The sequence below is a fragment of the Enterocloster sp. genome, assembly GCF_057861365.1.
Map to the genome: position 1 here is coordinate 242,676 of NZ_DBMACH010000002.1, position 12,859 is coordinate 255,534.

Genomic DNA, 12,859 nt, shown 5'->3' on the forward strand with positions numbered 1-12,859 from the left:
GATGAATAAAAAAAGATGGATTGGGGCTGCTGCGGTATTCTTTGGACTGCTGTTGGCAGCCCTTGGAGTATTTATTTTAGGCTTTACGGATCGGGCAGATGATGAGAGAGAGACGGAGATAAGGCAGGCAGAAACAGCGGCAAAACCGGAGATTTATATTGAACATGATCCTCTGGCAGAAGAGCCGGAGCCGGGGATGAAGGAAACGGAGGCTTCTGAGGAAGACTCCGCTTCCGGAGATGAACCAGTACGGATGGTATTTGCAGGAGATATCCTTCTTTCTGACCATGTATTAAATGCCTATGAAAAATCAGGCAGTCTGTCTGGAGTGCTGGATCCCGGTTTCCAGTCTGTGATCCATGAAAGTGATATTTTTATGGCAAATCAGGAGTTTCCTTTCAGCAATCGGGGGACAGCGGCAGAGGATAAGCAGTTTACCTTCCGGCTTCCGCCTGAGAGGGTGAGGATTTTCCGGGAACTGGGGCTTGACCTTGTGACCCTGGCAAATAACCATGCGCTTGATTTTGGTATGGACGCCCTTCTGGATACCTGCGATACCCTGGATCAGGCCGGGATTTACCATGTGGGAGCCGGAAGGAATCTGGAAGAGGCCTGCGAACCGGTAATTATTACAGAAAAAGGGGAAAGTATAGGCTTTTTAGGCGCTTCCCGTGTAATCCCGGTGGGCTCCTGGAATGCCTCTGCTTCTAAGCCGGGGATGCTTACTACCTATGATCCGTCCCTTCTTTTGGAGCAGATTGATCATTTAAAGGAAACCTGCGATTATGTGGTTGTCTATGTGCACTGGGGGATTGAGAAAAAGGACCGGCCGGAGGAGTACCAGCGCTCTCTGGGAAAGCAGTATATTGACGCCGGGGCGGACCTGGTCATCGGAAGCCATCCCCATGTGCTTCAGGGAATCGAATACTATAAGGGAAAGCCCATTGTATATAGTCTGGGAAATTTCATCTTCGGAAGCAGTATTCCAAAAACAGCCCTGCTTGCAGCAGAGTGGGACGGGGAAACCACCCGGCTTTCCCTGATTCCCGGAACTTCCTCGGCAGGCTATACCAGGATGCTTACAGATGAAAAAGGGAAAGCCGAATTTTATGACTACATGACAGGGCTGTCCTTTGGCGCGGCGGTGGATGAAAACGGACGGGTAAGCGAAATACGTCCGGAGGAGCCATTGCAGCAGGATCCGTCACTGCAGCCGGACGAACCGTAACATGGGGACAGGCTGCATTTGCGCCGTCCCTGCCAGGTTCCCCGCTCCTTAAAACGGCGGGAAAGGGTGTTTAACACACGCTTTTTGTCCGCGCTCCATAAGGGTGCGATTAACAGGCTTTTGGGGCCGTCTCCGGTGAGTCGGTGGATGGTAAGTTCCGGCGGAAGCAGCTCCACACAATCGATTACAAAATCAATATATTCTTCCATGGAGAAGACCGGAAAAGGATCAGACTGGTACATAGCTGCCAGATCGGTTCCTTTTAATACATGCAGGAGCTGGAGCTTGATCCCGTCAATGGGGCGGTCTGCCAGCCAGGCGATGGTTTCGGTCATACGTTCCCTGGATTCTCCGGGAAGTCCTAAAATTACATGGACGATCACCGTAAGTCCTGCGGCTTTCAGTTTTTTTAAAGCTTCTTCAAACACAGAAAGCGCATATCCTCGGCGGATCAGCCGGGCGGTATCTTCGTGGATGGTCTGCAGCCCCAGTTCTACCCAGACAGGCTTTATGCGGTTTAAACTGGATAAAAGAGCGATGGTTTCATCCGGCAGGCAGTCGGGCCGGGTGGCGATGGATAGGGCCGCAATTTCCGGATGGGAAATGGCTCTGGAAAACAGCTGGGACAGATAATCAGTGGAGGCATAGGTGTTGGTAAAGGACTGAAAATAGGCAATGTAATCGGCGCTGCCGTCTGCTGGAGGCATTTTCCTGCGGATCCGTTCCTTTGCAGCTTCAATCTGTCTCCATACATCGCCTCCTAAAGGCGCGGCAAAGTCTCCGGATCCACCCTCGCTGCAGAAAATGCAGCCCCGGCTGCCGCAGGTGCCGTCCCGGTTGGGGCAGGTCATGCCGCCGTCTAAGGAGAGCTTGTAAAGTTTGCGCCCAAAGGTATGTTTTAATTCATAATCCAGAGAGTGGTATGGCTTTCCATTCCAGTCGGGTATTATCATGGGAGTACATCCTTTCTGTAAAAGTTTGTATCATGGTATTATATCAGAAATACGGAGTGTGTCCAGAAAATTGTATAAATACAGGAAAATATTGTATTGAAGGAAGATGCTTTTTTGTGATACACTGTTTTCATAGGGTTCGGAGCCCTCAGGAGATATGTATTTGAATGAAAGAAGGAGAGGTAAAGCAGGGATGAATGTAAAAGATACCATCAGGCTTTTAAAGAGTGAAAAAGCCTCAGCACTCATGGCAGAGCTTTATGGAAGAGAAGGAGCGGCTGAGAATGAGACCCGCTATGAAAAGGTTCTTACAGGCTTTGAACAGACATTTGGCGACAGGGAAAATATTCTTCTGTTCTCATCACCGGGCCGTACGGAAATCAGCGGAAACCATACAGACCATAACCATGGAAAGGTACTTGCAGGCAGCATTAACCTGGACTGCGTAGGTGCGGCTGCTGTTAATTATTCTAATCTGGTCCATATCATCAGCGAAACCTATGATCAGGATATCACCATTGATTTAAACCAGTTGGAGCCAAGCGCAAAAAAAGCAGGAACTAATGATCTGATCAAGGGTCTGTTAAAAGGGTTTAAGGAAGCAGGCTACAGTATCGGCGGTTTTGACGCCTATGTGACCAGCAATGTGATCAGCGCTGCAGGCGTGAGTTCATCCGCTTCCTTTGAGATGCTTTTATGTTCCATGCTGAATACATTTTTCAACGAGGGCCGTATGGACAGCGTAGCTTATGCCCATATCGGAAAATATTCTGAGAATATTTACTGGGATAAGGCATCCGGACTTTTAGATCAGATGGCCTGCGCCGTGGGCGGTCTGATCACCATTGACTTTACAGAACCTGCGGTTCCTGAGGTAGAAAAGATCAACTTTGACTTTGAATCTCAGGATCACAGCCTGATCATTGTGCAGACTGGAAAGGGCCATGCAGATTTAAGCGCAGATTATTCTTCGGTTCCCAACGAGATGAAAAAGGTGGCTCAGTTCTTCGGGAAAGAGGTACTTTCCCAGGTGACGGAGGAACAGGTGATTGAAAAGCTGAGCGAGGTAAGAAGCTTTGCAGGTGACCGTTCTGTGCTCCGCGCTCTCCATTTCTTTGAAGAAAACAAGAGAGTGGAAGAGGAAGTAAAGGCCTTAAAGGAAGGAAACTTTGAGAAGTTCCTTAAAAATATCACCGCTTCCGGTAATTCTTCCTGGAAATGGCTTCAGAACTGCTTTACAAACAGTGCTGTTCAGGAGCAGGGAATTACCATTGCGCTGGCTCTTACAGAGCTTTTTATCGCAGAAAAGCAGAGGGGCGCCTGCAGAGTTCATGGAGGCGGTTTTGCCGGCGTCATTATGGCTATGCTGCCAAATGACCTGACAGATGAGTATATCCGCTATATCGAGGGCTGTCTGGGGGAGGGCTGCGCTTACAGAATGAGTATCCGTCCATACGGAGCAGTCTGCATTAATGAACTGCTGAAATAAGATAATATAAAAACCGGCTTTCTGCCCCATATCAGGCGGTACAGACTGATATGGGGGAAAGCCGGTTTTTATTCGTATTTCATCATTTTCTGTGATAAGTATCAAGAAGCTGATTTTTCATATGCCACAGTTCATTGGACAGATCCACATGAACCTTGTGGGGATTTACAAGACGCTTGGACTCGTCCCACAGGGTATCCAGTTCCTTTTTGCAGTAAGCCTGGATGTCCATTACCTTTGGAGTTTCGTATACGCAGGTTCCGTTTAGGAAAACAGGGACAAGGAGCTCACGCATGGTATAGGTTCTGGGAGCGAGGAGTGTTTTTTTCCATGTCTCAATGGGATCAAAGAGAAGGAGCGAATTGTTAGTGTCGAATTTCTCATCCACCAGGCAGATGAGATCAGCGATAATCTTTCCGGTTTCTTTTTCGTAAATCCGCTGGATCGTCTTGTTGCCGGGGTTGGTAATTTTTTCCGCATTCTCAGAGAGCTTGATCTTGGGAATAAATTCGCCGGTGGTTTTGTCCTTTACCGCAGCCAGCTTATAAACGCCTCCGAAGGAAGGGCAGTCCTTTGCGGTGATCAGGTTGGTTCCCACTCCCCAGGAATTGATGGCAGCTCCCTGCATCTTTAGGCTGTCAATGAGATATTCGTCAAGGTCATTGGAAGCAGAGATAACCGCATCCGGAAAGCCGGCTTCATCCAGCATTTTTTTCGCTTTTTTGGAAAGATAGGCCAGATCGCCGCTGTCTAAGCGGATGCCGTAAAAGGTAAGGGGGATTCCTTCTTCCCGCATTTCTTTAAATACCCGGATGGCGTTTGGAATACCGGAATTTAAGGTATCGTAGGTGTCTACCAGAAGGATGCAGGCAGACGGATAGAGCTTTGCATAGGTACGGAAGGCGGTAAGTTCATCCGGGAAGCTCATGATCCAGCTGTGAGCATGGGTGCCCTTTACAGGTACGTCAAACATTTTTCCGCAGAGCACATTGGAGGTGCCGATGCAGCCTGCGATCATGGCGGCTCTTGCCCCATAGGTGCCGGCGTCCGGCCCCTGGGCACGGCGCAGTCCAAATTCCATCACGCCGTCGCCCTTGGCGGCATAGACGATGCGCTCTGTTTTAGTGGCGATCAGGCTCTGGTGATTGATGATATTAAGAAGGGCTGTTTCTACCAGCTGTGCCTGCATGATCGGGGCGGTCACCTTTACAAGAGGTTCTCTGGGGAAAACAACCGTACCTTCAGGAATGGCATAGATATCACCCGTAAAACGGAAGTCCCGGAGATATTCCAGAAAGTCTTCTTCAAAGATTCCTACGCTTCTGAGATATGCGATATCGCTTTTATCGAAATGAAGATCCCTGATATATTCAATCACCTGATCCAGTCCGGCGCAGACGGCAAACCCGTTTCCGTGCGGATTGTTCCGGTAAAACATATCGAAAATGACGGTTTCATTGGCGTCTTTTTCTTTAAAATATCCCTGCATCATGGTAAGTTCATACAGGTCTGTCAGCAGTGTAAGATTTCTGTGATCCATAAGGTTTTCCTCCCTGGTATGTCCCCGTCTTCCCTTAAGGGCCGGCGGAAGGCTGTAAGTTAATTGACAGTAGTATAGCATAAATTTTACAAAAGGAAAACGAAATGTTAAAAATATAACGATTCTGTCCGTATGGTGAAATGGCATATTCTGTGGTACAATTCATAAGAGAATGAAAAGAACTGTAAAAAGGAGGCGGCCTATGAGGTATTCCGGATATGAGCTGTTATGGATGTTTGCGGTCTACTCGGTCGCGGGCTGGTGCCTGGAGGTGTGCGCGGCTGCGGCCAAGCAGAAAAAATTTGTCAACAGAGGCTATTTAAACGGACCCTTCTGTCCGGTCTACGGATTGACGTCTGCGGCCTTTGGGGTTGTTCTGCCGGAACTTAAGGAGCATTTGATTTTCCTTTTTCTGGGTGGCATGATCATAGCAGCTTTTGCAGAATACATCTGCGGTTTTCTGCTGGAGCGGATTTCCGGCCAGAAATGGTGGGATTATTCCGGACACAGGTTTTCTGCAAGAGGGTATATCTGTCTGCCGGCCTCTCTTTTCTGGGGAATCTGTGCCGTGCTTTGCATCCGGCTGTTTGACCCGCTTCTGGTAAAGCTTATTTATATGCTTCCCCAAAGGGCCGGAATGCTTATTCTGACAGCTGTATTGATTGCAGCATTTTTAGATGGCCTGGGTTCTTCGGCAGCTGTCCTGCAGATGCACTATTTTCTGGGACGGGCAGCCTTTGAGGTCAGCGGACGGCTTTATGGGCTGTCATCCTTTCTTGAAAATGCCCTCACAGAGCGGATCAGACGCAGGATGGTAAAAGCGTATCCCAGCCTGAAAGAAAGGAAGAGGGCGGAGAATGGGGGCATAGATGAAAAAACAGCCGTTTTTGCCAGAGGCTGCTGTTTTTACAAGCTGGCAATGCTGTTTTTTATCGGTGCTTTTCTGGGGGATATTACAGAAACGATTTTCTGCTATACCAGAACCGGGATCATCATGAGCCGCAGCAGCGTGGTATACGGCCCTTTCAGTATTGTATGGGGTCTGGGCTGTGTGCTCCTCACTGCGTTTCTTTATCCCTACAGAGAGAAAAATGACCGTTATATCTTTCTTGCGGGAACGATCCTTGGAGGAGCTTACGAATACATATGCAGTGTATTTTCAGAGCTTGTGTTCGGTACGGTATTCTGGGATTACAGCGCCATTCCCTTTAATCTGGGAGGCCGTATCAATCTGCTGTATTGTTTTTTCTGGGGGATCGTGGCGGTGGTCTGGCTAAAGATGCTCTATCCGATACTGTCGGGATGGATTGAGAAGCTTCCGGTCAAATGGGGAAAGCTTCTCAGCAATAGTCTGATCCTTTTTATGGTCTTTGATATGGCTCTCTCCGGCCTTGCTCTGGGGCGGTATTCTGCAAGACAGGATGAAAAGACAGCCGTAAGCCAGACGGTTTCCGGGGAAGAAGGCGGGCTGAATGGCTGGCTGGACCGCCATTTTCCGGATGAACGTATGAAACGTATCTATCCGAATGCCAAATTTGTAGATTAGTATTCTGTATTCGCTTTTTTGAGGACTTTTTTAATCTGCCGTTGACATTTTAAAGCCCAGTCATTATAATAAAGACGTTATAAGGTAAAGGCTGTGAAGGAGACAGTAGCTTTCCCCAGAGACCAAAGAGAGCCGGTGGCGGTGGAAATCCGGTGTCAAAAGGGATGTTTGTGAAGATCACTCCGGAGCCGCCGGCTGAACGTTTTTAGTAGGCACGGCCGTTTTTCCTGCGTTAGAGGAACTCATATGACAGTATGCAGTAACAGGTGGTTAAACGAATCCAAGACTTTCGTCCTTTTACAGGGCGGGAGTCTTTTTTTATTTCATAGGAAAGGGATCCCTATGAAATATTCTTTCCTGTGAGGCATCGAACAAATTCAAATGGAGGTAGAAAAAGATGTACAACAAAGTCCCTACTGACTTAAAGTTTGTAGAACGGGAAAAAGAAGTAGAAAAGTTCTGGGCAGATGAACACATTTTTGAAAAGAGCATCAAGATGCGTGAAGGATGCAAGCCTTATGTGTTTTATGACGGACCGCCAACTGCCAACGGAAAACCTCATATCGGCCATGTTGAGACCCGTGTATTTAAGGATATGATCCCCAGATACAGAACCATGAAGGGATATATGGTTCCAAGAAAGGCCGGCTGGGATACCCACGGACTTCCGGTCGAGCTGGAAGTGGAAAAGAAGCTGGGCCTGGACGGAAAGGATCAGATCGAGAAGTACGGTCTGGAGCCTTTTATCAAGGAGTGTAAGGAAAGTGTCTGGAAGTACAAGGGAATGTGGGAGGATTTCTCCAGCACCGTAGGCTTCTGGGCCGACATGGATCATCCATACGTTACTTATGACAATAACTTTATCGAGTCTGAGTGGTGGGCCTTAAAGCAGATTTGGGACAAGGGCCTGTTATATAAGGGCTTTAAGGTAGTACCCTACTGTCCACGCTGCGGAACTCCTCTGTCCTCCCATGAGGTAGCTCAGGGCTATAAGGATGTAAAGGAACGCTCCGCCATTGCCCGGTTTAAGGTAAAGGATGAGGATGCTTACATTCTGGCATGGACCACCACTCCCTGGACTCTTCCAAGCAATGTGGCTCTCTGCGTCAACCCAAATGAGGAATATGTAAAGGTAAAGACCGCAGACGGTTATACCTACTATATGGCTCACGCACTGGTAGAGAAGGTGCTGGGCGAGGATGTGGAAGTCCTTGAAACCTATCAGGGCAAGGAGCTGGAATTTAAGGAGTACGAGCCTCTTTACGACTGCTCTAAGCCGTACTGCGAAAAGCAGCACAAAAAGGGCCATTACGTTGTCTGCGATACCTATGTAACGCTGACAGACGGTACTGGAATCGTACACATCGCTCCTGCTTTCGGTGAGGACGACGCTAATGTGGGCCGTAAATATGACCTGCCCTTCGTACAGCTGGTGGACGCAAAGGGCGACATGACAGAGGACACTCCGTTCGGCGGCAGATTTGTAAAGGATGCGGATCCTCTGGTATTAAAGGATCTGGAGGAGAGAGGGCTGTTATTCTCCGCTCCCAGCTTTGAGCACAGCTATCCTCACTGCTGGCGCTGCGGAACACCTCTGATCTACTATGCAAGAGAGTCATGGTTCATCAAGATGACCGCTGTAAAGGATGATCTGATCCGCAATAACAATACTGTAAACTGGGTGCCTGAGTCCATCGGAAAGGGCCGCTTCGGCGACTGGCTGGAGAATATCCAGGACTGGGGCATTTCCAGAAACAGATACTGGGGTACGCCGCTTAATATCTGGGAGTGCGAGGGCTGCGGCCATCAGCATTCCGTAGGAAGCATCGAGGAGTTAAAGAGCCTTTCTGACAACTGCCCCGATGAGATCGAGCTTCACCGTCCTTATATTGACGCAGTGACCATCAAGTGCCCTCACTGCGGCGGCGTGATGAAGAGAGTGCCTGAGGTAATTGACTGCTGGTTCGATTCAGGAGCCATGCCCTTTGCACAGCATCATTATCCGTTTGAGAATAAAGAGCTTTTTGAGTCTCAGTTCCCGGCTCAGTTCATTTCCGAGGCTGTGGATCAGACTAGAGGCTGGTTCTACTCCCTTCTTGCAGAGTCCACCCTGCTCTTTAACAAGGCGCCTTATGAAAATGTAGTTGTTATGGGTCTTGTATTGGACGAGAACGGACAGAAGATGAGCAAGTCCAAGGGAAATGCCGTTGATCCCTTTGAGGCTCTGGCAACACATGGTGCAGACGCAATCCACTGGTTCTTCTATACCTGCAGCGCGCCCTGGCTTCCAAAGAGATACCAGGATAAGGCTGTAACCGAGGGCCAGAGAAAGTTCATGGGAACGCTGTGGAACACCTACGCATTCTGGGTACTGTATGCCAATATTGACCAGTTTGATGCAACCAAATACAGCCTGGAGTATGACAAGCTGCCCGTTATGGACCGCTGGCTCTTATCCAAGATGAACTCTATGGTAAAGACCGTTGACAACAGCCTGATGAATTACCAGATCCCTGAGGCAGCAAGAGCCCTTCAGGAGTTTGTAGACGATATGAGCAACTGGTATGTGCGCAGAAGCCGTGAGCGTTTCTGGGCAAAGGGCATGGAGCAGGATAAGATCAATGCTTATATGACACTTTATACCGCTCTTGTAACCGTTGCAAAGGCGGCTGCCCCAATGATCCCCTTCATGACAGAGCAGATCTACCAGAATATTGTAAGAAATATTGATAAGAATGCGCCTGAGAGCATCCATCTGTGCGATTATCCTGAGGTAAAGGAAGAGTGGATCGACCTGGCCTTAGAGTCTGATATGGATGAGGTGCTGGATACGGTTGTTATGGGCCGTGCCGCCAGAAATACAGCCAATATCAAGAACCGTCAGCCTATCGCCCAGATGTACGTAAAGGCAGACCATGAGCTGTCCGAGTTCTATGTAAAGATCATTGAGGAAGAGTTAAATGTTAAAAAGGTAACCTTTACAGAGGATGTACGGGCATTTACCTCCTATACCTTTAAGCCTCAGTTAAAGACCGTAGGGCCAAAGTATGGAAAGCTTCTCGGAAGGATCCGACAGGCTCTGACAGAGCTGGACGGCAGCGCTGCCATGGATACCTTAAATGAATCCGGCGCACTGACCTTTGATTTTGACGGCCAGGAGGTTGTTCTTACAAAGGATGACCTGCTGATCGACGTGGCAAAGAAGGACGGCTATGTAACGGAAGAGGACAATTATGTGACCGTTGTCCTGGATACCAATCTGACTCCTGAACTGATTGAGGAGGGCTTTGTCCGCGAGGTGATCAGCAAGATCCAGACCATGCGTAAGGAAGCCGGTTTTGAAGTTATGGATCATATCGCTGTATACCAGGATGGAAATGAGCGCATCGCAGAGCTTGTAAAGGCAAATGCAGATGAGATCAAAACAGAGGTTATGGCAGACCATATCCACTTAGGCCAGATGAAGGGCTTTGTAAAAGAGTGGAACATCAACGGTGAGAGCGTAATGCTTGGCGTTGAAAAGCTGATGTAGGGAGATAAAAGAGTATAAAAGGCCGATCCGCCCTGAAACGGGAGTTTTCGGGCGGATCTGGAAAGTAAGAAGGAGAATCCGATGAATCCTATGGAATTTGACAAGGCCACCTTTAAAAAATCCGTTATGTACAATGTGAAAAACATGTTCCGCCGCACCATCGACGAGGCCACTCCCCAGCAGGTGTTTCAGGCGGTTGCCTTTGCGGTAAAGGATGTAATCATTGACGAATGGATCGCAACGCATAAGGAATACGAGAAAAAGGATGCAAAGACCGTTTATTACCTTTCCATGGAGTTTTTAATGGGAAGAGCGCTTGGAAACAATATTATCAATATCTGTGCCCGTAAGGAGATCGCAGAGGTTCTTGAGGAGCTGGGCTTTGACTTAAATGTGATTGAGGATCAGGAACCGGATGCAGCTCTTGGAAACGGCGGTCTGGGCCGTCTGGCAGCCTGCTTCCTCGATTCCCTGGCGACCCTGGGATATCCGGCCTATGGCTGCGGCATCCGCTATAAATACGGCATGTTCAAGCAGAAGATTGAAAACGGCTATCAGGTAGAGGTTCCGGACAACTGGCTGAAAAACGGCAATCCCTTTGAGATCCGACGTCCGGAGTACGCGGTAGAGGTAAAATTCGGCGGTTATGTGCGGATTGAAAACAGAGACGGCATGAACCACTTTGTACAGGACGGCTATCAGTCCGTAAGAGCCGTTCCCTATGACCTGCCTGTGATCGGCTACGGTAACAATGTAGTCAATACACTGCGGATCTGGGATGCAGAGCCTATCAATACCTTTAATCTGGATTCCTTTGACCGGGGCGACTACCAGAAGGCAGTGGAGCAGGAAAATCTGGCAAAGACCATTGTTGAAGTGCTTTATCCCAATGACAACCACTATGCAGGCAAGGAACTGCGCTTAAAGCAGCAGTATTTCTTCATCTCTGCCAGCGTTCAAAGAGCGGTATTAAAGTATAAGGAGCTTCACGGCACCATCCATGGATTCCAGGATAAGGTGGTATTCCAGTTAAATGATACCCATCCTACGGTTGCGATCCCTGAGCTGATGCGTATCCTTTTGGATGAAGAGGGACTGACCTGGGAGGAAGCATGGGATATTACCACAAAGACCTGTGCCTACACCAATCATACCATTATGTCCGAGGCTCTGGAGAAGTGGCCCATTGACCTGTTCTCCAGGCTGCTCCCCCGTATCTATCAGATCGTGGAGGAGATCAACCGCCGCTTTGTAAATGAGATCCAGGCCCGCTATCCGGGAGATCAGGAGAAGATCCGCCAGATGGCCGTTGTCTATGACGGACAGGTGCGCATGGCCTATATGGCAATTGTGGCAAGCTTTTCTGTCAACGGCGTTGCAAGGCTTCATACAGAGATCTTAAAGCATCAGGAATTAAAGGATTTCTATGAAATGATGCCGGAGAAGTTCAACAATAAGACAAACGGCATTACTCAGAGGCGCTTCCTGCTTCACGGCAACCCGCTTCTGGCAGACTGGGTAACCTCCAAGATCGGAGACCAGTGGATCACAGATCTGCCCCATATTGCAGAGCTTCTTCCCTGTGCAGAGGACAAGGAATGCCAGAAGGAGTTTATGCAGATCAAGTACGAGAATAAGGTCCGTCTTGCAAAGTACATCAAGGAGCACAACGGCATTGACGTAGATCCAAGATCGATCTTCGATGTGCAGGTAAAGCGTCTCCATGAGTACAAGCGCCAGTTGATGAATATTCTCCATGTAATGTATCTGTATAATCAGTTAAAGGATCATCCGGATATGGATATGGTTCCCAGAACCTTTATCTTCGGCGCAAAGGCAGCGGCAGGCTATAAGAGAGCCAAGCTGACCATTAAGCTGATCAACGCGGTTGCGGATGTGGTGAACAACGATAAGTCCATCGGGGGCAGGATCAAGGTGGTATTTATCGAGGACTACCGTGTATCCAATGCAGAGATCATTTTCGCCGCGGCTGATGTGAGCGAGCAGATTTCCACAGCCAGCAAGGAAGCTTCCGGTACGGGCAACATGAAGTTTATGTTAAATGGCGCCCTGACCCTGGGAACAATGGACGGCGCTAACGTGGAGATCGTAGAAGAGGTTGGAAATGAAAATGCCTTCATTTTCGGTATGTCTTCTGACGAAGTAATTGCCCATGAAAAGAACCGCGATTATCAGCCAATGGATATCTTTAATAACGATCCGGAGATCCGCCGGGTACTGATGCAGCTTGTAAACGGCTTTTATTCACCGGAAAATCCGGAGTTATTCAGAGATATTTATGATTCACTATTAAATACAAAGAGCAGCGACCGTGCAGACACATATTTCATCCTGAAGGATTTCCGTTCCTACGCAGAGGCACATAAGAAGATCGATCAGGCCTACAGAAATTCTTCCTGGTGGGCAAAGGCAGCAATCTTAAATGTAGGACACAGCGGAAAGTTTACCTCTGATCGTACCATCGAGGAATATGTAAGAGATATCTGGCATTTAAAGAAGATTACTGTGGAAGTATAATGACTGCAGTCTGAAACAGTAAATGATCCGGCT

Annotated in this window: 7 protein-coding genes; 5 read left to right on the forward strand and 2 right to left on the reverse strand. The window is 48.5% G+C overall.

Annotated elements, in window-relative coordinates:
- Nucleotide 1 precedes the first annotated feature (1 nt).
- Nucleotides 2-1,228: a CapA family protein gene (locus tag ACZM6M_RS03930; protein ID WP_489489747.1), complete on the forward strand. Its 1,227-nt coding sequence runs from the start codon at nt 2-4 to the stop codon at nt 1,226-1,228.
- On the opposite strand, the gene mnmL is transcribed toward ACZM6M_RS03930, so the two are convergent.
- Nucleotides 1,114-2,181 (reverse strand): tRNA modification radical SAM protein MnmL/YtqA, encoded by a 1,068-nt coding sequence (gene mnmL / locus ACZM6M_RS03935; RefSeq protein ID WP_418763462.1) that lies wholly within the window; start codon nt 2,179-2,181, stop codon nt 1,114-1,116. The two genes, ACZM6M_RS03930 and mnmL, sit on opposite strands and share 115 nt — an antisense overlap.
- A gap of 193 nt (nt 2,182-2,374) precedes the next feature.
- On the opposite strand from mnmL, the gene ACZM6M_RS03940 reads away from it, so the two are divergent.
- Nucleotides 2,375-3,670 carry a galactokinase gene (locus tag ACZM6M_RS03940; RefSeq protein ID WP_337933940.1) on the forward strand — a complete coding sequence of 432 codons (1,296 nt, stop codon included), beginning with the start codon at nt 2,375-2,377 and terminating at the stop codon, nt 3,668-3,670.
- An 82-nt stretch (nt 3,671-3,752) separates the two neighbouring features.
- Here ACZM6M_RS03940 and ACZM6M_RS03945 read toward each other — a convergent pair whose 3' ends face one another.
- Entirely contained in the window at nt 3,753-5,210 is a 1,458-nt protein-coding gene (locus tag ACZM6M_RS03945; RefSeq protein WP_066549201.1) for a nicotinate phosphoribosyltransferase, read from the reverse strand.
- Between the two features lie 202 nt (nt 5,211-5,412).
- Between ACZM6M_RS03945 and ACZM6M_RS03950 the strand changes: the two genes are divergently transcribed.
- The 3 genes from ACZM6M_RS03950 (at nt 5,413) to ACZM6M_RS03960 (ending at nt 12,826) form a co-directional block, all read left to right on the forward strand.
- On the forward strand, nt 5,413-6,756 hold the full coding sequence (locus tag ACZM6M_RS03950; RefSeq protein WP_418494453.1) for a putative ABC transporter permease: 1,344 nt from the start codon (nt 5,413-5,415) through the stop codon (nt 6,754-6,756).
- A 397-nt stretch (nt 6,757-7,153) separates the two neighbouring features.
- Nucleotides 7,154-10,288 (forward strand): isoleucine--tRNA ligase, encoded by a 3,135-nt coding sequence (gene ileS, locus ACZM6M_RS03955; protein WP_337933896.1) that lies wholly within the window; start codon nt 7,154-7,156, stop codon nt 10,286-10,288.
- Nucleotides 10,289-10,378: 90 nt separating this feature from the next.
- Nucleotides 10,379-12,826, forward strand: coding sequence for a glycogen/starch/alpha-glucan phosphorylase (locus tag ACZM6M_RS03960; RefSeq protein WP_096807434.1), 2,448 nt, complete (start codon nt 10,379-10,381; stop codon nt 12,824-12,826).
- Nucleotides 12,827-12,859: the final 33 nt, after the last annotated feature.

What these genes read in the sequence shown, in the direction of transcription:
- ACZM6M_RS03930 (WP_489489747.1), top strand. Translation starts at nt 2, where the DNA reads ATGAATAAAAAAAGATGGATTGGGGCTGCTGCGGTATTCTTTGGACTG.
- mnmL (WP_418763462.1), bottom strand. Translation starts at nt 2,181, where the DNA reads ATGATAATACCCGACTGGAATGGAAAGCCATACCACTCTCTGGATTAT.
- ACZM6M_RS03940 (WP_337933940.1), top strand. Translation starts at nt 2,375, where the DNA reads ATGAATGTAAAAGATACCATCAGGCTTTTAAAGAGTGAAAAAGCCTCA.
- ACZM6M_RS03945 (WP_066549201.1), bottom strand. Translation starts at nt 5,210, where the DNA reads ATGGATCACAGAAATCTTACACTGCTGACAGACCTGTATGAACTTACC.
- ACZM6M_RS03950 (WP_418494453.1), top strand. Translation starts at nt 5,413, where the DNA reads ATGAGGTATTCCGGATATGAGCTGTTATGGATGTTTGCGGTCTACTCG.
- ileS (WP_337933896.1), top strand. Translation starts at nt 7,154, where the DNA reads ATGTACAACAAAGTCCCTACTGACTTAAAGTTTGTAGAACGGGAAAAA.
- ACZM6M_RS03960 (WP_096807434.1), top strand. Translation starts at nt 10,379, where the DNA reads ATGGAATTTGACAAGGCCACCTTTAAAAAATCCGTTATGTACAATGTG.